The organism is Pseudomonas sp. PB101 (assembly GCF_009764265.1).
Lineage (GTDB): Bacteria > Pseudomonadota > Gammaproteobacteria > Pseudomonadales > Pseudomonadaceae > Aquipseudomonas.
This window is the reverse complement of record NZ_RWIR01000055.1, coordinates 22,301-47,727: the sequence shown is the minus strand read 5'-3', so window position 1 is coordinate 47,727 and position 25,427 is coordinate 22,301. Positions and strand designations below refer to the sequence as shown.

Below are 25,427 nucleotides of genomic sequence, written 5' to 3'. Positions count from 1 at the left end.
TGCATCCGGTGCGCTCGTGTATTCTGACTAAGCTGCATATCGGGGGCTTTTAACGGAGTGTTTATGCGGCTGGCCTTGGGGGCATTGCTGTTGATCAGCCTGGATAGCGTGGCGGCGAATGCGCCGTTGCGCTTCGCGATAACCGATAGCTGGACCATGCCCATGGTGCAGCTGGAACGGGGAAAACCGACCCAGGGCATCCTGTATGACGTGATGCTCAGTCTCGCGACCCAGGTCGGCGTTCCGGCCGAATTCCATGTATTGCCCCGCGCACGGGTGCAAAACGCCATGGAGCACGGCGAGATCGATGTCCGCTGCTATGCCGCGCAATCGTGGCTGCCCAATCAGTCCGGCGACTACCTCTGGAGCATCCCGCTCTTTACCCAGCCCGACCTGCTGATCACCCGGCATGTGCACCCCGCTGCAATCGATCCGGCGGATTTGTCGCATCAGTCCATCGGCACCGTGCTGGGCTACAGCTACCCGACCCTGCAACCGCTGTTCGACACCGAACGCTTGCATCGCGACGACGCCCGCAATCAGCAACAAGTGCTGGAAAAACTCCTCGCCGGCCGCAACCGCTACGCCGTCAGCAATCAATGGACCCTGGACTGGTTCAATCAACGCCTGCTGCCGGCGCAACAGTTGCGCAGCGTGGCGGTGCTGCAGGAACAGGATGTCGGCTGTTACGTGCGCAACGACCCGCAAGTGCCGGTGCAGCGCATTCTGCGCACCCTGGCACAGATGAAAACGTCCGGGGAGATCGATGCGATTGTTCGGCTGTACATCGGTGGCGAACCTGCGGCTGCGGACAAATCGGAAACGACAAAAAACCGCCCCGGACAAGATCCTGGCAGCTAGCGAAAGTCTGTATTCAGAAAGATACGCGAGAGAACACTCGCGTGGCGTTAAGGTGGTAACCCTACCAGCCACACCCCGGCACACAATGTTCCCGCTGTGGCTGCTTCCTTCCGGATCTGACCAGGTGGCATGCCAGCATGCTCGGCCATCGTTGCAGGCCTTACGGGGTAAGGGTTTCAGGCTCTTTGGGGTGCATTATTTCTACCGTGCGAATTCGTTGCACGGGCAGTTAAAAGTTTGGGGTGTAGCCAGCACTGTCACACTTTGCTGTAACACTTTGGTGTCACACCCATGGCCTACATCATCAAGCGCGGGGCGCTCTACTACCTCAATCTCAAACTGCCCAAGCACCTCTTCCCGAGGTGTCACACTTTACGTTTGAGCCTGAACATTCGGCAGCGACAAAGTGCCCTGTTCCTTGCAGCCTCACTCGCCCGGCAGGTCCACAGTCACCTGAACGCACACCCCATGGCAGACCTTCAGACGCTGCGTAGGCTGTGTTCGGAGTGGCGAGACACTGCCCCCTCATCAACCATCCAACCTGCTGCCAGGAAGGCGCAAACCAATGCCGAGATGCGGAACAGCGACGGCCCTACCCTCGCCACTCTATCCAAGCTCTATATAGAAGAAGGGAAACGTGGCGGTACGTGGCGGGAGGTCAGCACGCACGAAGTTGAACGCTCGTTACGTGATCTGTTCGAACTGATGGGCGATATGCCCGTTGAAGCATTCGATGTTCAGCAAGCCCGACTGTTGAAAGATCGTCTGAGTCGCTGTCCGCAATACTTCGGCCTACGCCCCGAATATGAAGGCAAGACCCTGAAGCAGGTCGTTGAGTCGGGCACCACCTACAAGACCATCACAGCCGTTACCGTGAACAATCGCTTACGCAAGCTCTCTGCCTTCCTGAACTGGTGCAAGTCGAACGGGTACATCACGGACAATCCGCTGCTGGGACTCAAGGTCATGACCGGGTCAGCTAAAGAAGCCCGGTTGTCATTTGATCGTCAGGATCTGACCACCCTGCTCAACCTAGATGAACTGAGAGCAGAAGCCCGAAAGCATCCATGGCGTTATTGGCTGCCACTCCTGGGTCGAGCCACCGGGGCGCGACTGGAAGAACTTTGCCAATTGCGGGTGGACGACTTCATCGAGCAACAGGGTATCCAGTGCATCCGCATCGATGACAGTCGCGAAGGCCAGAACCTGAAGAACTCCAGCAGTCGACGCATTCTTCCCTTACACCCTGCCCTGATCGACTTGGGGCTGATGCAACATGCCGAGTCAGTCAGGACCTCCCGAGCAGATCGCCTGTTTCCCGAACTGGAGGCCGTGCGGGGGAAGCTGGGCCATGCACCGTCGAAGTGGTTTGGTCGGTACAAGACTAAGCAGGGCATCACTGACCCCAGAAAGACGTTCCACAGTTTTCGCCACACACTCATTGACGACCTGCGGGACGCTGGTGTGCAGGACTCGCTGATCAAACGAATAGCCGGGCATGAAGACGGAGCGGTCACGTTCAGTATTTACGGCAGTCGCTCCCCGTTGAAGGCGATGGCGGAGGCGCTTGGTCACATCATCGTGACCGACTCCTAACCCTTCGCCGATGGCCGACCCACTTGTGATCCCGCTGTCTATATAGAAGAAGGCCGTCGCCAGACTGGGCGACCTGGCGACGGCAACACAGCACTGAAAGCAGGCTGACGGAAGTTTCTCAAAGTTTTTTCATCACCAAGCTTGACAAGAATATCTCAGCCCGTAGAATGGCGCCCATCACCAAGCCCATCGGTGAACTCAGGCCCCATTGCCGATTGCTTGTATAGACCTCTCTGCAACTTCAACAAAATATGAAGTGTTAGCATTGAGGTATTGTTGCGTCCGGAATTTAATCATTCCGCTTCCTCGCCAGCCCTAGTTTAAACTTCGTGAGTAACTACAATGCCATGATCGCAAGATAAGTCCGCGCCCGAAAAACGCCTTCAAACCACCACTAAAGAACAACTATATGACGTAAGAGAATAACGCTTCATACCTGTCTTAGCAAAAAGCCCATACGCCAACTCGACCAATTTACACTATAAGTCCGACGAAACTCACAGTTTACGTTATGGCAGTTTATTGCCCGAAAAACGCACCCCAACCGACCATAGGATCAACAAATGAATTAACTTAGCCCTAAACACAAGAACAGCACCAACAAACTATTGCTCAATAGGTGCACGCACCCGCACCAGCTCTTAACTTTGAGCGACGGCCACCTATTGCCTGAAATCCGTAAGGGAAGACAACTAAATGAAATACCAAACCAACAACGAACTCGTAGAATTCGAAAGCATTTACCGCCCGAAGAACATTCTTACCAAGCAGCGAGTTTCGACGCAATACGTCGTGCCACTCACCGGCCCTATAGGCGAAATTTATGAGTACGACGAGCTCACCAACATCCTGGCCCATGCGGGAGAGGAAGACCAAGTATATATCCAACTCTCATCACCTGGCGGAAGCTTGGAAACTTGCGACTACCTATGCCGCCGCATGGATGAGTGCGAGGCAAAAATCACAGTCGAGATCGGTTTTACATGTGCCTCAGCTGCTTCTGCGATAGCCCTGCAAGCCGATGACTGGGTAATTTATGACAGCAGCACCATGATGGTTCACTCTTGCTCTTACTCACCAGGGTACGGAAAGGAGTCGGATATCCGGTCGAGAGCGGAATACACGGAGCGACTCAACCGGGAATGGATCGAGCGGACATACCAAGACTTTCTCTACGAGGATGAAATTATCGAAGCCATAGAGCACGGCAAAGACATATACCTCTTTGCAGATGATCTGCGGGAACGCATGCCGCTATTCAAGGAGTACCGTAAACAATATAAAGTCCGGCGGATCGAAGAAATCATGCGCCACTGGAACCAGCAGGAAGCAGCATAGAGTCATTAGACTAGTTTGACCCCCACATACTACGAGTACGACGGAACTCTAAGTTCCCGTGACGGCCTCCTGCTGCCCTGAAAAATCCGAACAACGAACTATAGGACAGAACCATGACCTAGCACCAATCTGAACATGCACTGACCTCGCCCAATACTCAAGCAATGTGCGAGACATATCTTTACCAACGCCCGCATTAAACGCTACTAAGTTGTAGCGACGGGCAGCTACATCCAAAATTTAAGGTTTAAAAACACTATGCAAATCATTACAAATGTTGCACCACATCAAACCGCTAACGCTGTCATCATGGTTAGCCGGAGCCCCTTCGCCCATCAGTTTCCGGGGACCTCGGTGGATCACAGCGGTATCACAGCTGCCCCCCTCACTATGAGCAGCCTGGAGATGGCTGAGCTTACCGAGAAGAACCACGCCGATGTCATGCGTGATATCCGCAATATGCTTGAGGACTTGGGAGTGGAAGATGCAAGCAAATTTGCTGGCATCTATTTGGACACCTACAAGCGGGAGAAACCATGCTTCAACCTGCCCCGCGACCTTACCGAAACCCTGATTACTGGATACAGCGCTCCATTGCGGTACAAGGTTGTTGTTCGCCTTCATGAGCTGGAAGCCCAGGCGGCCAAGCCTCCAGCCCTAGCACTGCCGAACTTCTCCAACCCGGCTGAAGCGGCGCGAGCCTGGGCTACTGAGTTCGAAGGCCGCACCCTAGCCCTGGAGGACCTGAAGGCGCGTGACGCCAAGATCACCGAGGACGCACCGAAGATTGAGGTTTACCACCAGATAGCAGACTCCACCGGCCTGATCGGCTTCCAGAAGTTCTGCACTCAGTTAAACCTGAAGCAGAAAGAAGTGAAACATTGGATGAAGGATATCGGCTGGCTCCGTGCCCGCCAGTATCTAATCAATCCACTGCCGACCGCTTTCGCTGTTGATAATGGTTACTGCAAGATTACGAACTTCACCACTGACTCTGGAATGCTGGTGCAGCGAATCTGGTTCACCGGTAAAGCAGTTACCTATGCCAGCGAGAAGGCACCAGGGTACATTCGTAAAAACGTGGCATAACGGCATGTATCGCGATGCCGTTGAATACAAACCGGGGCATTTTCTTGCTCCGGGGGGAGTAAAGGCCCAGAACTGTACAAAGAAAAGAAGCTGGCAGAATCCGAAGCACTCCTTATACAAACAGATGCCGTCTGGTTTGACTGAGTAGAGTGGGGTTCGTGTGCCTGACAAAAGCCTCAAGCCCAATATACAAATAACCCAAGCCACACGAGGGCTGCACATAACTGAACACGCTCAAAGGAATGACATCTATGAAGATGAAAACTACAACACCCACCCCCATTCTATGTCCCGACCATATTTTTCGAGAGAGGGTCGCATACTCAAGAACATCATCGATCAACGGATTCATATACGACAAAGTAACCGGGGAGCAATACGGACTTTATATTCTTGAAGAATATTCACCATCACCATTATTTGCCGAGCCAGATGACACACTCCACATAATCGCCTCCTGGGACATTGACGAGGATGGCAGCCCTATTCCCGAACGAATCGCTCCGCCACCATCGGCTCACCTCGCTGAAGTCGTAGAGTTGTTTCCCGAACAACCACCCCAACAGGTTGAGCAAAAGACAAATGCGGGAAGGAAACCTCAGGCCATCGAGAACCACTTGGCCGGGGCACTGACTGTACTCATGCTTGAAGAACGAACCGCACTTTGGCTGGATGATTTCACTTTCGGAGCAATATGCACTGGCCCCGGTGTAATCAACGGGAAACATAGTGTCTCCCAGGCTGATGTCAAGAAGTTGCTACGCCTACCTGTACTATCAGTATCAGCGGCGGCAGGATGTTTGCTCAACCACGATACGAAACCAATGAGTTTGCGACAGCTCCAACGAGTGGTTGAAGCGGCGAGAGTTGCTTTGCGGGGCATTGCACTGCACCTTGAACGTCACCCAGCCATACTACGATCCGTGGATCAAGTAGTTGATTTCGATAAGTTCTGGACAGTCGAAGAAAAGCCCGTCATGCCGAAGCCTGTCCTAGAGCATCCCATGAAGCAGCGGGCATTGGAGATGATCGGGGCGAAGGTGCCAAACAAGACCATCGCAAGGGAACTTGGCATAGCCAGGAACACGATCAAGAAGTGGGTTCAAGCACAGGCGTTAGCGGGGTTAACGGTGGAGGGGGTCAATGATCGCTGATTAGCGACAGATATAAAGAGTGAAACTCGCCATGCTCAGCATGGTGAGTGAGCGAATCGCCAAAGCGTAGCTTTGAGATAGCCCACCTCTTTTACAAATCGACCTTGTAAAGTTTCCATCCCTGTGGACAACTTGTGCCTCTAGGCACGGATGACAACTCTATATAGTAAAAGGGGGAGATGGGGCAGAAAGCCCTCCCCGCTTTGCTTTTGCTCTTAACGTTGCTTAGTAACTTGTGGCATGAGCCACGATTGCTCCATGACAAAGGACTAACAGTGACACAATCACAGGAAATAAGTCTGTGCCTGTGGGCACAAATTCTCCCTGCACAATTCGAAGCCAGAGCGGGAGGGGGGCTACCCCTATCCCTCCCTTCGGACCTGTGCAGTTGTTACTCGTGCTTTTGGGCACAGCTGATTACTTAGAGTGTAAAGACTTAGAAGACAGCTATCCGTGACTTTCAGTCACCATAGATCCGGCACAGTTCAGATCAAAAACGTGTGGGGCTTGCCTGCCCCTGCCCCACCAATTACATGTACGTCGTGAGGCAAGATAACAATTCTATTCAGTAGGGTGGATAGGGGGCTCAGCCACCACCCTGCTCTTGATCTTGATGTTAACCATGCCGAGCGGCACAAGTTGATTGTCGCGTGACGGTACGTCACAACTAACTCTGCGGCTTAAAACACTCTACAAGTAATTCCCCTGTAGGCCGAGATGTCATTTCTGAAAATGCCCCCTGAAAATAACTACGCAACACCTATTACTATAACTAATCCCCTTCGTGACTGAATCCCACCTTTCTGGTATTCATCCCGGCCTTCAGCCCCCTGTTTACGGGGCATTGCCACTACAGGTGCTAAGCCAAATCCCTTCTCGTGCAAACTTTCCACTGAACTCAGTTTTGAGTTGGGCTACCAGGCAGTCAATGTGAGCAAAGTTGCTCAGGTATGGCCGTAGCCAGCAAATCTGCTGGGTATCATTCCTTCCCAAGACACCCCGTCCAACGCTGGATCGGCATGGACCCACAGCAGTAGCTCAGTTTTGAGCCACAGCAGCGGCTGGGTAATTCAACGTGTCGCATTGCGAGAGCTTGGGTTTTTGATCATCCAGATTTGGATCATCCCCCAGCACCCTTGCCCCAGAGCCTGTGTCATTACGGGTACACATCAGGCACCACAGAAAAGGCGTACAGAAAGTAGCCAAATTACCCATTTAAAGAAGGCAAACAAGGAAGTTGACACACCCTACGCGACACACTATGGTTTGACACACCCTAATTAATACACGGCAGGCTTCACCATGTTCATCCGTGCTTACCTCCGCGCTTCAACTTCTGAGCAGAATGCATCCCGTGCCAAAGAAGCCCTTGTAGCGTTCGCTGCTGACAATGGTCATAAGATCGCAGCCTTCTATATAGAGAACGAGAGTGGGACGAAGCTGGAGCGTCCTGAGTTGTTCCGTCTACTGGAAGACAGCCATGAAGGTGACGTGCTGCTGATTGAAGGCGTTGACCGCCTGTCCCGACTCACCCAAGCAGACTGGGACTTGTTGAAAGCCAGGATCGCAGCCAAGCGGGTGACGGTGGTATCCATCGACTTGAGTACCAGTCACGCAGCCTTGAAGCCCACTCAAGGCATGGACGACTTCACGAAAGGAATGATTGCAGCCGTCAATGGTATGTTGCTCGACATGCTAGCTGTGGTAGCCCGTAAGGACTATGAAGACCGCCGCCGTCGTCAGGCAGAAGGCATCGTTAAAGGCAAGGCCAATGGTGCGTACAAAGGTCGCCAAGCGGATACAGAACTTCGCAACCGCATCACGATACTACTGAATGACGGCAAGAGTATCCGGGCGGTAGCCCACATGCTGGAGTGCAGCACGACCACCGTTCAAAGGGTTAAAGCCGCCCTTAACTCAGTACTGTAAGCTCCTGTGGCAGCGTATAGTCGCACTAGTGCTGTGGCCTACGCGTCCCTGTTGATATTTTAGAATTAGCCGATGCGGCGCCTTATAGGTCACCCCTTGGGGTTAGAAACCGACCGCGATAGTGCTGAGTTTCAGCGCTCTCCAAATACCGATCTGTGATATTCAGCGCCAAAAGCATGAACCTTACATTCCATATCGAAGTTCCCGAATTCATTCCCTGGCCTTGGGAGGTGTGGACCTCACGTCGGCGGCCGGAAAAATGACAACGCAGGTGTGGGGAGCTGTTGCCGAATTCGAACGCAATCTTCTGAATAAACGCACACAGGCCGGCTTGAGGCGCACCAAAGCAGAAGGTAAGAAGCTAGGACGTCCAGCTGCAAACGATACAACAGTAGCCGTACAACGTCTCAAGGCAAAGATATGACGCAGTCTCAGGTTGTTGATGCAATTGAGATGGACACTACAACTGTAAAGAGACATTGGAACAACGCCAACCATCTCATCAGCCGCTTAGGGGAGGCTTTTTCGTGCTCAGGATACTTTCTGATTGAGCGGCGGACAGTGAAGTGGCTCGAGTACGGCTTTTAAATCCCGCCCCATCATGGCTATAAGTTGATTGTTCCGAGGAAGGCTTTCCACGATATTTGGTCGGCTGAATTCGACCGATACTCACCCAAGACGCCAATTTGAAAAAAAACTCTGGGGGATCGCTGAAAAAATGGAAAAATCTAAAGCCGCCGCCTTTATTTTTTATTTTTGTTTCCAGATGAACTAGTCCCTAGTAATATTTTTAGCCCATTTTGAGTTATGAAGTCGTCGGGAAGCCAAAATCTCTCCACATACCCAACTAACGGTTTCTTTTCCTCGGCCCTTAGCACTGAAGGCCGCCCCGGCAGAACAGCAAAAGGCTTAGAGAGTTTTTCATCCCAATTACCTGGAGCGCCTACTAACCGATCGATCTGTTGTAAATAGAATTCGGCGGCTGGAGAGGTAACGGTCTTTGCTCCGCTCAGCTTTAGCCTCAGCTCATCTTCAATTATCGCGGACCATGAAGCGCCAGATATTAGAGCTTCGCGGTAGTGATTGATTATCAAGAACAATACAGCATCGTCTCGCTTTTTCTCAAAATACTGCTTGGCTCCATCATAAAATTCTCTGCCTTTATCCAGAGCGCCAAGCCTATAGCAAATCAAACCTGCGTTAGCATACGCATGAGCGGCGTAGTCTTTATCCTCTCCAGACATAATACTCTTCAGATATGAAATATCTTTTTCTGTTATAGCGAACTTTACTCTTTCATCAAACCCAAACAGACAAGCCCTCGCGTAAATATCATTTAATTTTAGCGTAATATCAGTGGGATTACGCTCAAGTGCCACTTTGGTATTCTCATATACCAACCCAACATCATTGAGCAATGACCCCATATAGCCTATCGCTTGAGGTGGAGAGGTCGAATATGGTTCCTCTTCCCACCACTGCTTCGCATACTCGATTGCACTCACAATATCTTTCCGCTCGTAAGCTTCCCAATGACGAGCTTCGAAGGCGCTGCTCACAGACTGGAGCGAGCTAACTATCTGCTTGGAAAAACCAAGATTAAATGAGCGGTCGGCCCACTTCACCTGAGCAAGAGAGTTACTATTCGGAGATATAAGTGCTTGCCTGAAATAATTTTTTGCTTTTTTATCTGCCCCACCAAGTATTTCAGACGTCCCAATAGAACTTGCAAGCTCGGATAGATGAACAGGATTTATCGAGGACTCAGCTAACTTCTTTGCTTGCCCCCAATTCTTGAGGGGCCTGGATGCTAAGCGAGATACAGCCAACTCAGTGGAAAGTAGCCATGGGTCTTGCTTAAGGTTTGGGTTCTGATGAAGCAACCTGAGCGCTTGGCCAGGCTCCTCAAAGTGCACAAAAAGCCTGGATGCTGCCCGACATACCCAACGGTGGTGACTCGCATAACGAAGAGCGACAAGCATAGCTCTCTGGGCTTTATCTTTCTCATTGATAATCGCATAAGCCCTAGCGAGGTCTGCCCAAGCTAGCGGATTATTCGAGTTCTCCTTTAAGCGAGTTCGCAGTGCAGAAATATTCCGATCTGCATAGTCCGTCAATCTATTGTTTTCATTCCCTAATATATCACCTGAGATACGAAGCAACTCTGGCGTCGCTAACTCGTGTGAAAATACGAACTCGGCGCTAATCTTCAAGGCATCTTGATCACCCTCGAGAAGAGCGATATTCAGCAAATCAGCGGCTACGCCCAAGCTTCTATTACTCTCGAACTCAGCAAGTAGTATTTTCGAACCCTGCCCATTTAACCCATCCAAAGGCACAGGAGCTTTAAGCGACTTAACTTCTAGCGATTTCGCAGCATCCCTAGAAGTTTTCCAGATAGGAACAATATCCCGGCTCGCACTTACACCTTTCATACTACCGCTCTCATTTCTTTTCGAACTTCAATTTTCGACTTTAATATCAGCTTCTCAAAATCACTTACAAATCTGTTAAGACCAAGTTGTGGAACCGTTTGCAATAACGACTTTCTTGCTCCGCGCTGAGTATAGTCAGGATGTCCGGCCTGCCTTATAATACGCATTAAATCTAGACGCAACCATTCTGGACAATTATCCCCCCACTTAGTAATAGCTAAATCAAAGGCGTCCAGTAAAAAAGGTAGTGCAGCAGAATAAGAACCGCAGGCACCGCCGAAATACGGTGGCCGCAAGTCTACAGAAAGCTTCTCATACAATGCCGTATTCAATGTTACGCCGAAAAATACGAAAGTGACCACTGAAGCAAATTGAAATAGATCGCACCTCATTCTCCGATCTAGCCAATTGTCTAGGGCGTGACCATATAATTGTTCAGGTGGTGCATAGCCTCTATCACCCGCAATTGGCAAGTGGTCGTGGAGACTCACCGAATCCTGCCGGCTAGCACGGCCGAGATCCCCAACCTTGGCCATTCCATCGCCAAATATCATGACATTAGAAGGCTTAAGATCTTGGTGCGCGACTTTTACGCCATGGAGCTGAAACAATCCCAACACAACATCTTTCAAGTAGGTAAGTTTCATCTCTATATCGACAGCGGAATTTTTCCCTAAATATCCACGGACGTCACCACCATCCGCTAACTCCATGATCATATAGGGGATACTCAGAATTTGTTCGCTCCCTTCCGGAGGAACATAGACTTCTCCATGATCGATAATTCTGACGATCCTTTTGAGCTTCGCCCCCGCACAGAGATCATGGAGATCTGTTTCAAAAGCAAAAGCCTTTGCCTGATCACCCAAAATTGACACAAGTGAGCGCCCAGCTGCCTGCCCAGACTTCAACGCTTTCACCAAGTCGAAGGCTTTCAAGAACGCGGGCTTCCCAGCTTTACTGACTGCATACGAAACGGAGAAAAAGCCGCCAGAGCCCCCGGCTTCAGCACCCGTTTTTAGCCTCTCCCCGACCACCCAGCCATTTTCCAATGTCAAACCGGACAATCTGAACGCTGCGTTTGGCTCTGCTACGACTTCCATTTCCAGCGACCCCTCTGTTTAACGGCCAGATTACCAGCCGCATCTCCGCTGATAATCCCTTAAATGATGGCTATCTGCAATTGCGCGCGGTGTATCTGCCGCAAGCATATCTCGGGAAGGAGGCACGATATGATGCGGTTAGGAGCTGGCCTAATCAGGAAGTTTACGCGACAACCCTAAATAAAAAGGGACCAGTTTTTCAACTGCCCCCTTCGTGAAAATTGATATTCCCGCCCTTCGCTAGTAGCTATTCGCCTTCTGCCTTTATGAACTGCGTCGAAAGGCTTGGGGCTCGCTCACGAAGATAGGTCTCAGCATCGTCTGAAATGTCCTTCGCTTTCTCGGGCCGTTCGGCAAGATTCATTGCCCATGATCGACCTGGATGTAACACGTCCCAACGTGGACGCATCCCAGCATGACGCCCCTTTCCAGGGTTATGGTTGCCAAAGCCATCAATTAGCGAATTCCACACTGGGGTGAATCTCGCGATAATTAGCGATTCACCCAACGGAATCCAAATATCGTCCACGACTAAAAAGCGGCAATGGAAATCATCGATATTCAGGTTCTCAGCCGCACGAATGCTGTCAGCATGTTCCTTCAACCGCTTTTGAAGAACCTTTCCTGGTGATGAACCAAGATCACCGCCCATTCTGGCTCCGGCAGGAACAGCCTTGCCTACATAAATCGGCAGCATGAACTGCCCACTTTGATTCAGTGACGCTAAACGCGCATATGCAGGGAAGTCACCAGTGTAGTAAATCGCGTACACCCCTGCCCCATCAAATGCAGGTATTGCACTGAGCGGGTGAACCTCCTTGGATAGCAACGCTTCTGCAACGCTGGCACCTAGATTTTTCTTGTCCAACGGATTGAATGGAATGACTTTGGCCGTCATGCGACGTTTACCACCTTCTTGACGGTTTTCTGAATACGGATGATTTCAGCAATCGCCAATTTTTCCGCAACACTCGAAGCCACACGCTGCGCCAGTAACACTGGTACCGCATTGCCAAGCTGTCGCATCGTTTCGGACCAGCTTCCATGGAACCGGAAACCATCGGGGAAGGTTTGAATGCGAGCACTTTCACGAACAGTGAAATAACGCACATCACCATTTGCCTTGACGAGCATGTTTTCGCCGCCTGGTACGCCGTGGTCACCAGCTTTCAGAGTTTTAGCTGGTAAATCCAAAGGGCTGCCTGTATGACCAGGGTATGAACGAGCACCACCCTGAAACATATGGTTAGGCACTTTCAGTGCTGCCTTGGTTTCAGGATCAGGAAGATCGGCAATCGCATCACGAACCGTTCTCCAAGGTGCTTTATCCATAGGAAACAGATCGTTCTTCAGCTTACGGACTCGTGACAAAAGCTTGGTAGGAACTTCTGGCATCTTAAGACCATGCCGAGCCCAGTATTCACCGGTAACCCACTGGGAATGCAGTAAGGCATCGTAGCTGTGAGTTTCTTCCGGGATGGACCATTCAACTCCGAGGTCATCCCTAAAACCAACGATGAAGACCCGCTCCCGTTTCTGTGGCACACCATAATCAGCAGCGTTTACAAGGGTTGGTACCACGTTGTAGGTATGACCTTTACCTTTACGCTTACCCGAGGTTCGTTCGGCTTGCAGGCGCATCAAATGATCATGCCAACCCTCGTCCTTCCGACGTGGTAACTCCGGGAACTCAAGCTGGAGTAAAATGTACTGGTAGTAATTGGCGAAGGCAGCCCGTGTCAGCCCCTTTACGTTTTCTACGATGAACGCTTTTGGCTTTAATGTGCGGATGATTTCAACAGTCGCGGGGAACATGTCACGACTGTCATCGTATGCCCCATGTTTACCGCCAATGGAAAACGGTTGGCACGGGGGACCACCGGCAAGCAGCTCAATGCCTTCTGGAACACTGCTCCAGTCGAAACCACGTACATCTCCTTCGTGTAGTTGCCAGTGCTGCACTAGGGGGTAGCCGCGCTTCTGGTTTTCGCGAACGGTATCGCAAGCCCACTTATCCCACTCGACGACAGCCAGATGTGAAAATCCAGCGATTTCACACCCCATAGCAAGGCCGCCCGCACCCGCGAATAACTCAACGGATTTCATTGCGCATCCCCCCGACCAAGAAAGCCATTCAGCATTTTCTCTAATAAATTCAAATCTTTAAGCTCGCATTCCCAAATCACAAGGACTTCCCATCCCAGTGACTTTAGCTGATGCAGCGTGCGTGTATCGCGTTCTCTGTTGCCTTCCAATTTTGGAATCCAGAAGTCCAACCGAGACTTAGGTAATCTTGCGAGTGGACAGCCTTCGTGTCGGTGCCAAAAGCATCCGTGGACGAAAATGACTTTCTTCTTGCCTTTGAAGATGATGTCTGGGTTGCCTGGGAGGCTGCGGTCGTGAAGCCGATAGCGGTACCCCATTGAAAAAAGTAGCCGGCGCACCACCATTTCTGGCTTGGTCCCCTTTGACTTCACCTGAGCCATACGGAGGCTTCGATCAGAGGGGGTCAGCGTATCCACGAATCTTACCAGTCAGACGGAATCCATTCATTATGAAATGCTCCGAACGGGTACATTGGTGATTCGATGAAACCTCGGACATCGGAGCGTCAGAAACCACCACATTGATACGCTCATCCCTGCAACCTTGGTGAGTAAGCCATCATCCGTCTCTTATCAGCGACAAATGGACACAGCCTGACCACGTAATTCGAAGAAAACCATGTCAATACTCAGAGCCTTCAAGGCGCCCTGTATATCGCTCGAGACCACTTCACCTTTTGGTACCACGACAACCTTTTTGACACCCTCTCCTGCTTGGTTTTCGTGCACCAGTAATTGGCCAATTGCAGTGTAGAGGGTCTGCCTTGATGCGTTCGTTTTTACTTCGTATAGCTCAATCAAACGACCTTCCCTGTCCTGCACACCAAGATCGATGTAGGCATTTTTAATGACCTTACGTCCAAAATCTCCGCGCGGCCCGAGTACCCAGCTAGACAACGCGTGCACGATGTCGCCATGTCGGGTGATGTATTCAAACTCCTTCTTCCGGACACCTTTTTTCCTTCCAGAGAACTCCTTGAAGTAATCCTTGTAGCTAAAGCCGTCTTCAGCCTCGGCAATCACAGCGGGCTCCGCCGTCGTAACAGCAGCCTTAAAGTCAATCACCGACTGGACAAACGATGACACGTTGACGCTCAAGCTTGCACCATCGATTTCGCTCACGATTATCCCGAATCGAGAGTTCCCGTCAGACGCCATAACCGGTACAGGCCGTTTGCTCGACCAGCGTAGAAAGTTTTCCTGACCTATTCCAGGGCGCCCACCGCCAACGCCGCCATCATGCATAAGATAGACGGAGCCAGTAGCCTGATCCTTGGCGAAAAAACCAGATACCGCCTTGGAATTGCTCTCGACAGGAATGTTGATCTCAACGGCTATCTGGAGGTTTCCTGAATCGTTATAGACACCAAAAGAGTTCCAGTACCGCAAGGTATTCTGATCATCGTGAGGCTTTACCTGGGCGAACCAAAGCACGCCGTTGTGGGCAATCGGCAATACTTCGCTCGAAGGACGCCAAGCTACCGTCCGACGTTCCTCCCCATTCCAGGCACTCTCCATCGCCTTGGCAAAACGCCGTTGGGCGGCAATTTTTTCACTTTTTGTTTCCACCAGCTCCAACATTTGCCGCTCCTTTTGATGACATCAGATGGCCGCCATTAGACCCGCTATTTCTGCGCCCTTCCACCTACTCGGGATGTGACACTCCAATCGTTTTGGTCGAGTTCCAGATCAAGAATAGACCTCAGAATCCCAGCTCCTAACTGACCCATATTCCTGATACATTTCCCCCCTCACCCCTTTGGGAAAGGGCGGTGAATGACGTGGCTTTCGGATGATGTATGCCCACTTTCCAGTACATCGACTACCCGGCAGGACCAGGCAGGAATGACGGCCCAGACATTTACAACTGTTAATCGGTCATTCTAACAGTTGTAAAATAACCTCATCAGCCTAGTTTACGGAGTCACCTGCATGGAAGTTGTCGCGTACTACCGTGTATCAACCAAAGGTCAGGGTGAATCCGGACTCGGCCTCTATGCCCAGCGGGAGTACGTCAAGTTCGCCGCCGAGCAGCAAGGATGGGTGGTGGTCGCAGAGTTTGAAGACGTTGGCGTCTCTGGCTCGATTCACCCTCTGGAGCGTCCAGCAGGGGCCAAAGCATTCGCGGACGGGCGGCCTGTGGTGGTGGCCAAGCTGGACCGGATGAGCCGCGACGTTTAACACATCGCTGGCCTGATGAAGCCGCACAAGTTCCGGGTAGCCACCATGCCCACCGCTGACACCTTTCAACTGCACATCTACGCGGTCCTGGCGGAACAAGAACGCACCTTCATCAGCGAACGAACTAGGGCCGCATTGAAGTCTCTGGAGGCACGTGCGGCTGGTGGTGATGCCGAGGCCGTCCAGAAGATCAGCAACCGCTCTCAGGCTCTCGCCAAGGGTCGTATCCAGTTGAATCGCACCAAAGGTCACGACACCCAGCGCCAGCAGGCAGACGACCGTGCAGCACGGGTGAAGGACGCTATCGAACTATGCGTTCTCAAGGGCGCCACAAGCCTACAGGCCGTGGCTGATTGTCTCGTCGCTCGAAACATCCCTACCGCCCGTGGAGGGCAGTGGTCCCCTACCGCTGTGATGCGCGTAATGCAACGTCTCGGACTAGAGATGAGCAAGGCGAATGCAGCCTCTGTAAGCTCGTAGTTAGCGATTACCGCGACGCTCTCCAGGGTAGCCAGTTCACGTCTCGATATTCTGAAATCATGTTGATCGGGTTTCACGGGCGAGCGTGTACGGGCCTAACGCCGGGCCACACTTACCGAGCTTTCTCCAATTCCCCAGACCTATCCGATGATATTCTGGCCAGCCGAACACGTCCGATTTTAGCCCGGAGCAAGTGTAGAATTTAAAAAGTTCGGGAATCAACGACTTTCAAGGGATCGCTTTCGACCGACAGTCAACGGCCAAAAGCACTCACTTAAATTACACTTGTAATATTAGGCCGATTCAGATTGATCGGGCTTTGCTCGAAAGAGCGAGATGCGAATGAAACGCGCCTTTCCACTCTCCTGATCATTGGATATTCTGCTAGCTGATCAAGCCACTGATGGCACCTAATTCGCTTATACCAAAGGATATTGTGTGGCAAGCCTAAAGGTTTTTATCTCATCTACCTGCTACGACCTCCACTCGCTAAGAGGCCAATTGCGAAGCGTAATGTTAGGGTTTGGTCACGAGCCTATAATGAGCGATCAAGCCGAAGTTATTTTTGACCCGCAGATCCACACCCATACAAGCTGTCTTCGCGAAGTTAAAAATTGCGACGTAGTGGTTCTAGTTGTTGGCTCTCGGTTTGGCGGCACCATTATCCCTAAAGCACTCGAGCAGATAGATCTTGAAAAAATATCTGACATGAGCCGTTCGGAAAAATTTGGTGAGGGTGGGTATAAGATATCAATAACCCAAGCGGAAATCTTGCAAGCCATACAAAATGGCATCCCTGTATTTGCTTTTGTTGACTCAGGAATCATGAGGGATCATTTAACCTATGAGAAAAACAAAAATAAAGACATAATTAAAGAGATTGAGTTTTCATCGATAGACAAGCCGGAAACTGCCGCCTATATATTTGAATTCATTAATTTTCTACGACTAAGAAACGAAAATAACAGTATTTTTGAGTTTTCACGATTCGAAGATATCGAGATCCAATTAAAAAAACAATGGTCAGGTCTTTTTCAAAGACTGCTGAGCGAGCAACGGTTGAAAATAACCGATGGCAGGAGCATTGATCTGCTGAGCAGTCAAATCGCAGATCTGAAAGCCGCAGTCCTTGGTTCTATCTCCAGTGGCGAACTGAAGGAAACTGCGAAAGGCGCTATTCGCTTCCGCACTTTGATCGACTTTACGTATAGTCTAATAAATGAAATCGCACCTGAAAAGTTTGACACCTTAATTAAATCCAACGCTCCCCTAAAGCAGATATTATCTGAACTAGGCATTGCCAATTTCGTTCAACCAGATCGCACGATGGATAGATCTGCAGCATATAGCTCTATTCTTATCAATACCAACGGCACGCATTTTCTGATACGAATCCCTTTGCATCGAATTTATCGCCTCCTAGAAGAGTGGAATGACTTTAAAGAGTTAGGGGAAGAGGCTAAATCCGCAATCATAAGCGCAGTACTTGATAGCCGTACTGGAAGGACAACCCCACTTATAACGCACTTTAACGAGCCTTATATTGAGGGTAGCTCTGAAGCCCCTGAAAGTGCAGTTAATACTCGCGATGGAGAAGTATCTTTTTTAGATTACATCACTACCCAAGACGCTCGAAAAGAACTCATTTACAACTCACTAACTTCATTCATCAACTCCGACCCAGTCATGTCTAAAATAAACATGGACATTGAAGTTAGATCAGAAGAGGTTCTTGTAATTAAGAAAACAGATGACAAGGATATGAAATACACTTTCCCATATAAAATATTCAAAGGCACCGATATAACCACCGCTGTGGACTCCATCTTAAGCAGAATGAGGATGGCTTTTAGTTAATCGCGGGATTGAATCGACTCAGGTTAAGTCGACAATGGCGTGCGTGATCCTATCCATTTACCACTCGCTGTGAGCGGTAGCTCTTGGCCGTTAGCTGCCCTTTCAAGAAGGGCAGCTATGGGTCGGCAGAAGCCCTTTCTGACAGGCTACAATCGGCCACAAGCCGTCGTTGGGTAATCGCTCACCCCACCCCATAACACTCCATCGCGACGTCCCCATAGCTGAAGTGAGCGCTATCTTTATCTAAGCTTTCCACCATCTGCTAGCGTGTATCAAGAGATAGCCCTGTCGAGTCGATTTTGGAGGCTTGTGATGAACACGTTGGAGTCATTGGCAGCGATATCCGCCAGCTCACAGCAGCTGGTAAATCTTTCAAGCGCATTTTTGGGAGGCAGTGTGTTGTTGGTGTTTGGGACCACCCACATTAGTCCACCAAACACCAAAGTAAGGTCGATGTACTTTTTATTGATTATCAGCTGGGCGTTTCTGTTGCTCTCGATGTTTTCTGGCGATTCAGTTCTTCGGCATTACCTTGCTGCAACGGTTGCAAAGACTGATCAAGTATTGATGGGTATTTTTTCCTTGGCGAACGGTTCCTATGATGACCAATTGAACTATCTGCGGTTAGCCGTATTATTTTTCGCGATTTGGCTTTTTTTCTACATGGTTTGGTGGATTGCATTCCGAGCAGCTGAAAACCGGAGCGGGACGCAATGAATAGAATACTGGGTATATTTGCACTTGTGATAGCAACCTCTCTGCAAGCTTCTGGAGAAAATATCAAGTGCAAATGTGATGAAGTTCCTTTCAAACCTGATCCGCCCTGCGTCAGGGCTTGCGTCGTATCGATTATGAAGAACGCGGATATGAACATCCTGACTGCCAAAGTGAGCCTAACTGATCACCAGGAGTCATCACTGGAAATGTACCGAAACAAACCTGTACGGGACGGATTTGATCTCGATGGGAAAAAAGCGCAAAAGCATAACCTGTATCAAGTAGAGAAGAAACTATACTCATTACCTAGTGATCAGCTTAAGACGTTAATATTGACGGCGCCTCCTGAAAACTGGACAGTTGTTGTTCCACTAGACCAGCTTGATTATTACAAACGTGACTAGCCAAACCAAAGTAACTTAACCAACCTAGGCTTATCAAATTCACGGTTTTAAATTTCCGGTCTTCTTCTGCCGGTGATCGAGAGGAAACGTGCTAGTTGAGCGGCCCAAATAACTAGTCAGTTCGAATGTAAACGAGGGGGATAGACGCGAAAAATTACCCACCCAGTCCCAACCAGCGGCAAAATGAACTAGGATTTTCACACCTCACCCAAGGACGATACCCATGTCAGATAACACAGAACCCAACATCGCCACAGCGGATGCATTGACGCTGCTCCTGCACAACCAGCACGCCCTAGGTGCTGCTATAGAAGAGATCACCAAGTGGCTCTCAGAAAATGGAGTGGGAAGTGTCGCCGCTAACGCAATGGCGGCCATGGAAACGCTGGACGCGAACGCTCAAGCGATCACAGATGCCATCATGCGGCTGCGGCAATCATAGGTTGCATCTACCCTCTCGCTTCTAGCCAAAAAGTAGCCAAGGGCCGAGGTCAGGCCTGGGAAGGCCGCTTCCTGGGTACAATCGTCCACCTAGCTTAATCCAAGCTCCGCCTCCCCGAAATACGCAACTCCAACATTAAACAGAAAATTGGAGAGCGGGCCCCCTTAGGAAGCCCTACTCGGAAGTGCTACATGATCTCTTACAGAAGCTCTGATACAGCGACTGCAGGACGGATAGCTTTATATGCAGTGTTTGTATCATCAGCCAGTGCAGAGTAAACGGCATAAGCAGTCTCTTTTGCACCACCAACGGACAACACATTTTTGGGGCTTAACTTGCCAGCGATGCCAGCCCAACGAGCGTGTCGCGTCCAATCAATACTTTTAAGCTCGAAAGCCAATTCTTTCGCCCGCATAAGCCTCAGCTCATCATCTTCAATTTGTAGCAGCGGCGATCCTAGAGCACCGACGGCAGCGAATACCGCAGGTGCCGAAGCCAGTTTATTAGTACGATCCTCTAATGCTGGCCCAATCGCCTCTGAAACAGCGGTGAACCACTCTACCGCAGCTTTCTCGATCTTCGGCAGAAGCTCTGGATCAATGGGAACAGGGCGACTACCGTATTGAACCCCATTAATACCCTTAGCAAACGTCACGCAGGCGTTACGTAACGTAGTGATGGTAACAATATGTGCGTCAGTGGACCGAAGCTGCCGACGAACTTTGTTTACATGGTTCCTCAGGAATGGGACGTTCCTTTCAAGGTGTCGAGTGACCTGGGTTAGCGGATCACGAGCGTCCATTCCTAGGCTTAAGGCCTGATTTGGGCGTACGCCCAATGTATTCAAGTCATGAAAAGATTGGCGTGCCCACCCCTTATCAAGCCCATGACAGATGTAAACCGGCACCCAAAGTTTTTTGGTCGCTTCATCGATGTTGGCTGCTTCATGTCGTGCTGCCAATTGGGTCTCACCATCGATAGCAACAAGTTTTTGGTCCCACGGCACTTGAATACTACAGGAATTATCCTCGTGCTCTTCAAAATCTAGTGCTTGTTCTGAATAAAGGGTAATCGGTGGGGTAATGCCATCTGCGCCATTTTTAAGACTAATTATATATTCAGCGTAAGCAGGCACGTTTTTCTTTTTGGCGCCTTCAAACATCCGCTGGACCTCTTCCCGCACAGAAAGCATTCCCTGCAGTTCAACAGAAGTATCTAGCTTTTTCTTGTTCTCACTGTCCCTTGGGTCAGGCGCGATCTGAAAAAGCTGTGAAGCCATGACACGGCCGATAAAGCGATGGCCATCTAGGCAGGAACCAACAATGATGTGTCCGTTAGTCGGGTTCATTTTCGTACCCATCTCGAGCGCTCTCTATTAAGTTGAGAATATCTAGCCTCGGACTTACCATCATCGTTGCAAAGCGCATGGGTTCGCCCCTGCCAGAACCGTCCCTATTATTGACCGTAAGAGGGCCGGTTTTTTTATTCTGGTATAGAGTTGAGCGTTGTCAAACTCGAGATGGGATTTTTTCTGAATTCAGCTACTCGAGCTGACGACTGGTCGATCTCGAGCTATTTGAAGGACAGTCTTCAGATCATCAGTCGATAGGGCATAAAGCACATACGCTCATACTGCGAAGACATCCTGTAGCGCGGGGAAAATGATAACGATAAAATCAACAGCTCAGTGCACCACATAGGTGTACCTAAACGCTGTCACACTTCGAGATTTTTTACTGACAAATCCTTGTAGAATCAAGGACTTAGAGATAGGTGGTAACCCTACCAGCCACACCCCGGCACACAATGTTCCCGCTGTGGCTGCTGCCTTCCGGCTCTGACCAGGTTCACGGGTAATCGTTGCGGGGGGACCGATAGGGTCACCATAACGACGCTCACCAGTCGGCGAGCCGCGCCATTGTACCTATCTGAGACGAAGTTACAACCGTTGGTTTCGGATTAAAAACATGAGGGGGTTCAAGCACTTGCTATTGCGCCTCAAGCACCTCGTCCGCCCTGCCGCCCTCTTGCTGGATCACCAGGTGAATAAAGTGCAGCCTGGCAATGACGGCTGGCGGCAGGACGAACGGATAGAAATCCGGCTGCCCCATGCTGCGTGACAGCTCATTGAGCATGCCCGCCAGTTCGATCCACGCATTGACGAACGACAGAAACGCCGTGCCACCGGGATGCTGTGGATCGTAGAGGGTATCCGACGGAAACGGCTGATAGTCGAAGTCCATTTCCCGCGCGCTCATGCCAAAACCCAGCGCGGTATCCACGGCGTCCATCATGTGCAGGTAATGCGCCCAGGTTTCGGCCCAGTCTTCCCAAGGGTGCATGGTCGCGTAGGCGCTGACGTAGTGCTGTTGCCAGTCGAGCGGCGCGCCCTGCTGATAATGTCGCTCGAGGGCTTCGGCATAGCTCGCGCGTTCATCGCCGAACAGTTGGCGAAAGGGCTCCAGCCATTGGCTGTTGGCGATCAATCGGTCCCAGTAGTAATGCCCGACCTCATGACGAAAATGCCCGAGCAACGTGCGATAGGGTTCGTGCATCTGCACCCGCACCTGCTCGCGGTGCGCGTCGTCGGCTTCCTTGATATCGAGGGTGATCAGGCCGTTGGCATGACCCGTGGTGGGCGGCTTGCCTTCGCGGTCGACGCCGATGAAATCAAACGCAAGGCCGATGTCTTCGTCCACGCTTTTCGGGATGACTGGCAGCCCGAGGCTGACCAGTTGCGCGACCAGGCGCCGCTTGGCGATTTCCACCTTGCGCCAGCGCTCGTGGTTCTCGGCGATCGACAGATCGGGAATGGTGCGATTGAGGCTGCAGGCAATGCACAGAACCTCGTGGTCATTGGCAGGCAGCAACCAATTGCAGGCCGCCGGGGAATCGAGGTTGGCGCAGCGTCGAAACAGCCCGCCCCCGGGATCGACATCAAGCAGCCAGGTGCCCGTTTGCACACCCGGTTGCAGGGAGGACAAGCGACTCTGCTGCGGCTGATACCCCAACGCCGCCGAGCAGGCCAGGCACTGGCTGTTGCGAAAAAACAGCGACTGCCCGCAACGACAGGGCCAGACCTTGCTGTTGCGCGAACTCTCGGCCATGAACGGCGCGGCGATGCGCGAGCTGAGCTGTTCGAAGAAGCGGTACATGGCGATCTCTCCCTGGGGCTTGCCAAGACTAGATCATTCTCCGGCGAGGATCGTTCCCGCTTCTTGTGGCGCGGTTGAAATCGCCATCGCTGGCAAGCCAGCTCCTACGCCTGTAGGAGCTGGCTTGCCAGCGATGGGCGTCACACCGAAATACCCTGCTGACTCAAAAACGCCACAAACGCCTCTTCATCCAGCACCTTCAACCCCAGCTCATTGGCCTTGGTCAACTTCGAACCGGCACCCGGCCCGGCCACCACGCAATGGGTCTTGGCCGACACCGAACCTGCGACCTTGGCACCGAGGCTTTCGAGCTTGTCCTTGGCCACGTCGCGGCTCATCAGTTCCAGCGAGCCGGTCAGCACCCAGGTCTGTCCGGCCAGCGGCAGGCCTTCGACGACCTTCTTCTCGCTCTGCCAGTGCATGCCGAAATCGAGCAGTTGCTTCTCCGCCGCTTCGGCCAGTTGGCGATTGGCTTCCAGCGCAAAGAACTCGCGCACCGAATTGGCCTGTTTCTCCGGCAGCGCCTGACGCATGTCGAGCCAGTCCGCACCGATCACCGCCTGCAGCGAGCCGAATTTGTCCGCCAGTTTCTGCGCCCCGCCCGGACCGACCAAGGGGATATGCAGCTTGTCGAGAAAACCACCCAGGGTGGTGCTCGCGGAAAACTCGGCGCCCAACTCGCCCTGATCCTGAATCTGCAGACCGTGCTTGAGCAAATCAGCAATCACCTGCTGGTTATGCGCGTCCTCGAAGAAGCTGTGGATCTCGTGCGCGACTTCCAGGCCGACGTCCGGCAAGTACGTCAGCACTTGCGGCAAGGCCTGCTGCACCCGCTCCAGCGACCCCAGGGAACGCGCCAGCACCTTGGCCGTTTCCTCGCCGACATCGGGAATCCCGAGGGCGTAGATGAACCGCGCCAGGCCCGGTTTCTTGCTGTCTTCGATGGCGCCGAGCAGGTTCTTGCTCGACAGTTCGGCAAAACCTTCCAGATCGACGATCTGCTCGAAAGTCAGGGCGTACAGGTCGGCCGGCGAACTCACCAGGCCTTCGTCGACCAGTTGCTCGACACTCTTCTCGCCCAGGCCTTCGATGTCCATGGCGCGACGGGAAACGAAGTGGATGATTGCCTGCTTGAGTTGCGCACCACAGGCCAGGCGGCCGACGCAGCGGTACACCGCGCCTTCGCTGACCGTCTCGCGGCCCTTGCTGCGCTTGATCAGTTGCGTGCGCTCGACATGGGAGCCGCACACCGGGCACTGTTCGGGGATCTGCACCGGCCGCGCATCTTCCGGACGACGCTCCATGACCACTTGCACCACTTGCGGAATCACGTCACCGGCGCGGCGGATGATCACCGTGTCGCCGATCATCAGGCCCAGGCGCGCGACTTCGTCCATGTTGTGCAGCGTGGCGTTGGCCACCGTGACGCCCGCGACCTTGACCGGCTTCAGACGCGCCACCGGCGTCACCGCACCGGTGCGGCCGACCTGGAATTCCACGTCGAGCAGTTCGGTCAGCTCTTCCATCGCCGGAAACTTGTGGGCGATGGCCCAGCGCGGCTCACGGGCACGAAAACCCAACTCGCGCTGGGAGGCAATGCTGTTGACCTTGAACACCACGCCATCGATTTCATAAGGCAGCGCGTTGCGCCGCTCACCGATGTCGCGGTAGTAATCCAGGCATTCGGCGATGCCCTGCGCCAGTTTCAGTTCGTGGCTGATCGGCATGCCCCAGGCCTTGAGTTGCTGCAGATTGCCGATGTGCGTATCGGCAATGTCCGCCGACACCTGGCCGATGCCGTAGCAGCAGAATTCCAGTGGACGGTTGGCGGTGATCTTCGAATCGAGCTGGCGCAAACTGCCCGCCGCCGCGTTGCGCGGGTTGGCAAAGGTCTTGCCGCCGACTTCCAGCTGCGTGGCGTTGAGCCGCTCGAAACCGGCCTTGGACATGAACACTTCGCCGCGCACTTCCAGGGTCGCCGGCCAGCCAGTGCCCTGCAGCTTGAGCGGAATGTTGCGCACCGTGCGCACGTTGACGCTGATGTCTTCGCCCGTGGTGCCGTCACCGCGGGTGGCGCCGCGCACCAGGACACCGTCCTGATACAGCAGGCTGACGGCCAGGCCATCGAGCTTGGGCTCACAACTATATTCAACGGCTGCGCCGCCACCGAACAGATCGCCCGCCGGCAAATCCAGGCCTTCGGTCACGCGACGATCGAACTCGCGCATGTCGGTTTCTTCGAAGGCGTTGCCGAGGCTGAGCATCGGCACTTCGTGACGCACCTGGTTAAACGCCGACAGTGCCGCGCTGCCCACTCGCTGGGTCGGCGAGTCGCTGGTGATCAGTTCGGGATTGGCCGCTTCCAGCGCCTTGAGCTCGTTGAACAAGCGGTCGTATTCGGCGTCCGGAATGCTCGGCTCGTCGAGCACGTGGTAGCGATAGTTGTGCTGATCCAGCTCAGCGCGCAGCTCTAAAATGCGGTTCTTGGCGGCGGTCATGGGTGTTCTCTCATAAAGCAAAAGAGCAGCCGAGGCTGCTCAATCTGTTGATGCGGCGCAGATTCATTGTAGGAGTCCGGCTT

The 25,427-nt window shown here is 52.1% G+C and carries 21 protein-coding genes, 1 other RNA gene and 1 pseudogene; 13 read left to right on the top strand and 10 right to left on the bottom strand.

Annotation, left to right across the window (positions count from 1 at the left end):
* The first annotated feature begins 63 nt into the window (after nt 1-63).
* From EI969_RS16985 to EI969_RS30590, 7 genes and pseudogenes are all read left to right on the top strand, one after another.
* Nucleotides 64-861, top strand: coding sequence for an ABC transporter substrate-binding protein (locus EI969_RS16985; protein ID WP_160388810.1), 798 nt, complete (start codon nt 64-66; stop codon nt 859-861).
* A 291-nt stretch (nt 862-1,152) separates the two neighbouring features.
* Nucleotides 1,153-2,457: a site-specific integrase gene (locus tag EI969_RS16980; protein WP_160388809.1), complete on the top strand. Its 1,305-nt coding sequence runs from the start codon at nt 1,153-1,155 to the stop codon at nt 2,455-2,457.
* Nucleotides 2,458-3,153: 696 nt separating this feature from the next.
* Nucleotides 3,154-3,795 carry an ATP-dependent Clp protease proteolytic subunit gene (locus EI969_RS16975; protein WP_160388808.1) on the top strand — a complete coding sequence of 214 codons (642 nt, stop codon included), beginning with the start codon at nt 3,154-3,156 and terminating at the stop codon, nt 3,793-3,795.
* Nucleotides 3,796-4,053: 258 nt separating this feature from the next.
* Nucleotides 4,054-4,884 (top strand): Rha family transcriptional regulator, encoded by an 831-nt coding sequence (locus EI969_RS16970; RefSeq protein ID WP_160388807.1) that lies wholly within the window; start codon nt 4,054-4,056, stop codon nt 4,882-4,884.
* Nucleotides 4,885-5,135: 251 nt separating this feature from the next.
* Nucleotides 5,136-6,038: a helix-turn-helix domain-containing protein gene (locus EI969_RS16965; protein ID WP_160388806.1), complete on the top strand. Its 903-nt coding sequence runs from the start codon at nt 5,136-5,138 to the stop codon at nt 6,036-6,038.
* Nucleotides 6,039-7,340: 1,302 nt separating this feature from the next.
* The gene (locus EI969_RS16960) at nt 7,341-7,967 is read left to right on the top strand and encodes a recombinase family protein (protein ID WP_160388805.1); all 627 of its coding nucleotides are present in this window, start codon (nt 7,341-7,343) and stop codon (nt 7,965-7,967) included.
* A gap of 205 nt (nt 7,968-8,172) precedes the next feature.
* Nucleotides 8,173-8,459 (top strand): annotated as a pseudogene (locus tag EI969_RS30590) (recombinase family protein); the annotation flags it as partial.
* Nucleotides 8,460-8,710: 251 nt separating this feature from the next.
* Here EI969_RS30590 and EI969_RS16950 read toward each other — a convergent pair.
* From EI969_RS16950 to EI969_RS16925, 6 genes are all read right to left on the bottom strand, one after another.
* Nucleotides 8,711-10,402, bottom strand: a complete 1,692-nt coding sequence (locus tag EI969_RS16950; protein ID WP_160388804.1) for a hypothetical protein — start codon at nt 10,400-10,402, stop codon at nt 8,711-8,713.
* Entirely contained in the window at nt 10,399-11,505 is a 1,107-nt protein-coding gene (locus EI969_RS16945) for a protein kinase (RefSeq protein WP_160388803.1), read from the bottom strand. The genes EI969_RS16950 and EI969_RS16945 overlap by 4 nt, the downstream gene beginning before the upstream one ends.
* Nucleotides 11,506-11,752: 247 nt before the next feature.
* Nucleotides 11,753-12,403: an Eco29kI family restriction endonuclease gene (locus EI969_RS16940; RefSeq protein WP_160388802.1), complete on the bottom strand. Its 651-nt coding sequence runs from the start codon at nt 12,401-12,403 to the stop codon at nt 11,753-11,755.
* Complete coding sequence (locus EI969_RS16935; RefSeq protein WP_160388801.1) at nt 12,400-13,611, bottom strand: DNA cytosine methyltransferase; 1,212 nt, start codon at nt 13,609-13,611, stop codon at nt 12,400-12,402. Before EI969_RS16935 ends, EI969_RS16940 begins: the two co-directional genes overlap by 4 nt.
* The gene (locus EI969_RS16930; protein ID WP_160388800.1) at nt 13,608-14,027 is read right to left on the bottom strand and encodes a DNA mismatch endonuclease Vsr; all 420 of its coding nucleotides are present in this window, start codon (nt 14,025-14,027) and stop codon (nt 13,608-13,610) included. Before EI969_RS16930 ends, EI969_RS16935 begins: the two co-directional genes overlap by 4 nt.
* A 156-nt stretch (nt 14,028-14,183) precedes the next feature.
* The gene (locus tag EI969_RS16925) at nt 14,184-15,191 is read right to left on the bottom strand and encodes a hypothetical protein (protein WP_160388799.1); all 1,008 of its coding nucleotides are present in this window, start codon (nt 15,189-15,191) and stop codon (nt 14,184-14,186) included.
* Between the two features lie 351 nt (nt 15,192-15,542).
* On the opposite strand from EI969_RS16925, the gene EI969_RS30800 reads away from it, so the two are divergent.
* The 6 genes from EI969_RS30800 to EI969_RS16900 all read left to right on the top strand — a co-directional run bounded on the left by EI969_RS30800 (nt 15,543) and on the right by EI969_RS16900 (nt 19,691).
* Nucleotides 15,543-15,791, top strand: coding sequence for a recombinase family protein (locus EI969_RS30800; protein WP_305989806.1), 249 nt, complete (start codon nt 15,543-15,545; stop codon nt 15,789-15,791).
* 45 nt (nt 15,792-15,836) lie between these two features.
* Nucleotides 15,837-16,271, top strand: a complete 435-nt coding sequence (locus tag EI969_RS30795) for a hypothetical protein (protein ID WP_305989805.1) — start codon at nt 15,837-15,839, stop codon at nt 16,269-16,271.
* Between the two features lie 438 nt (nt 16,272-16,709).
* The gene (locus EI969_RS16915) at nt 16,710-18,128 is read left to right on the top strand and encodes a DUF4062 domain-containing protein (protein ID WP_160388798.1); all 1,419 of its coding nucleotides are present in this window, start codon (nt 16,710-16,712) and stop codon (nt 18,126-18,128) included.
* Nucleotides 18,129-18,440: 312 nt separating this feature from the next.
* Nucleotides 18,441-18,845: a hypothetical protein gene (locus EI969_RS16910; RefSeq protein WP_160388797.1), complete on the top strand. Its 405-nt coding sequence runs from the start codon at nt 18,441-18,443 to the stop codon at nt 18,843-18,845.
* On the top strand, nt 18,842-19,249 hold the full coding sequence (locus tag EI969_RS16905) for a hypothetical protein (RefSeq protein ID WP_160388796.1): 408 nt from the start codon (nt 18,842-18,844) through the stop codon (nt 19,247-19,249). The genes EI969_RS16910 and EI969_RS16905 overlap by 4 nt, the downstream gene beginning before the upstream one ends.
* Nucleotides 19,250-19,472: 223 nt before the next feature.
* A complete protein-coding gene (locus EI969_RS16900; RefSeq protein ID WP_160388795.1) occupies nt 19,473-19,691 on the top strand; it encodes a hypothetical protein in 219 nt (72 codons plus the stop codon).
* Nucleotides 19,692-19,890: 199 nt separating this feature from the next.
* On the opposite strand, the gene EI969_RS16895 is transcribed toward EI969_RS16900, so the two are convergent.
* From EI969_RS16895 to ligA, 4 genes are all read right to left on the bottom strand, one after another.
* The gene (locus tag EI969_RS16895) at nt 19,891-21,039 is read right to left on the bottom strand and encodes a DNA sulfur modification protein DndB (RefSeq protein WP_160388794.1); all 1,149 of its coding nucleotides are present in this window, start codon (nt 21,037-21,039) and stop codon (nt 19,891-19,893) included.
* Nucleotides 21,040-21,471: 432 nt separating this feature from the next.
* Nucleotides 21,472-21,568: signal recognition particle sRNA small type (gene ffs / locus EI969_RS16890), an RNA gene on the bottom strand.
* A 111-nt stretch (nt 21,569-21,679) separates the two neighbouring features.
* Nucleotides 21,680-22,846 (bottom strand): putative zinc-binding metallopeptidase, encoded by a 1,167-nt coding sequence (locus EI969_RS16885; RefSeq protein WP_160388793.1) that lies wholly within the window; start codon nt 22,844-22,846, stop codon nt 21,680-21,682.
* Between the two features lie 140 nt (nt 22,847-22,986).
* Complete coding sequence (gene ligA, locus EI969_RS16880) at nt 22,987-25,344, bottom strand: NAD-dependent DNA ligase LigA (RefSeq protein WP_160388792.1); 2,358 nt, start codon at nt 25,342-25,344, stop codon at nt 22,987-22,989.
* Nucleotides 25,345-25,427: the final 83 nt, after the last annotated feature.

What these genes read in the sequence shown, in the direction of transcription:
- EI969_RS16985 (WP_160388810.1), top strand. Translation starts at nt 64, where the DNA reads ATGCGGCTGGCCTTGGGGGCATTGCTGTTGATCAGCCTGGATAGCGTG.
- EI969_RS16980 (WP_160388809.1), top strand. Translation starts at nt 1,153, where the DNA reads ATGGCCTACATCATCAAGCGCGGGGCGCTCTACTACCTCAATCTCAAA.
- EI969_RS16975 (WP_160388808.1), top strand. Translation starts at nt 3,154, where the DNA reads ATGAAATACCAAACCAACAACGAACTCGTAGAATTCGAAAGCATTTAC.
- EI969_RS16970 (WP_160388807.1), top strand. Translation starts at nt 4,054, where the DNA reads ATGCAAATCATTACAAATGTTGCACCACATCAAACCGCTAACGCTGTC.
- EI969_RS16965 (WP_160388806.1), top strand. Translation starts at nt 5,136, where the DNA reads ATGAAGATGAAAACTACAACACCCACCCCCATTCTATGTCCCGACCAT.
- EI969_RS16960 (WP_160388805.1), top strand. Translation starts at nt 7,341, where the DNA reads ATGTTCATCCGTGCTTACCTCCGCGCTTCAACTTCTGAGCAGAATGCA.
- EI969_RS16950 (WP_160388804.1), bottom strand. Translation starts at nt 10,402, where the DNA reads ATGAAAGGTGTAAGTGCGAGCCGGGATATTGTTCCTATCTGGAAAACT.
- EI969_RS16945 (WP_160388803.1), bottom strand. Translation starts at nt 11,505, where the DNA reads ATGGAAGTCGTAGCAGAGCCAAACGCAGCGTTCAGATTGTCCGGTTTG.
- EI969_RS16940 (WP_160388802.1), bottom strand. Translation starts at nt 12,403, where the DNA reads ATGACGGCCAAAGTCATTCCATTCAATCCGTTGGACAAGAAAAATCTA.
- EI969_RS16935 (WP_160388801.1), bottom strand. Translation starts at nt 13,611, where the DNA reads ATGAAATCCGTTGAGTTATTCGCGGGTGCGGGCGGCCTTGCTATGGGG.
- EI969_RS16925 (WP_160388799.1), bottom strand. Translation starts at nt 15,191, where the DNA reads ATGTTGGAGCTGGTGGAAACAAAAAGTGAAAAAATTGCCGCCCAACGG.
- EI969_RS30800 (WP_305989806.1), top strand. Translation starts at nt 15,543, where the DNA reads ATGGAAGTTGTCGCGTACTACCGTGTATCAACCAAAGGTCAGGGTGAA.
- EI969_RS30795 (WP_305989805.1), top strand. Translation starts at nt 15,837, where the DNA reads ATGCCCACCGCTGACACCTTTCAACTGCACATCTACGCGGTCCTGGCG.
- EI969_RS16910 (WP_160388797.1), top strand. Translation starts at nt 18,441, where the DNA reads ATGAACACGTTGGAGTCATTGGCAGCGATATCCGCCAGCTCACAGCAG.
- EI969_RS16905 (WP_160388796.1), top strand. Translation starts at nt 18,842, where the DNA reads ATGAATAGAATACTGGGTATATTTGCACTTGTGATAGCAACCTCTCTG.
- EI969_RS16900 (WP_160388795.1), top strand. Translation starts at nt 19,473, where the DNA reads ATGTCAGATAACACAGAACCCAACATCGCCACAGCGGATGCATTGACG.
- EI969_RS16895 (WP_160388794.1), bottom strand. Translation starts at nt 21,039, where the DNA reads ATGAACCCGACTAACGGACACATCATTGTTGGTTCCTGCCTAGATGGC.
- EI969_RS16885 (WP_160388793.1), bottom strand. Translation starts at nt 22,846, where the DNA reads ATGTACCGCTTCTTCGAACAGCTCAGCTCGCGCATCGCCGCGCCGTTC.
- ligA (WP_160388792.1), bottom strand. Translation starts at nt 25,344, where the DNA reads ATGACCGCCGCCAAGAACCGCATTTTAGAGCTGCGCGCTGAGCTGGAT.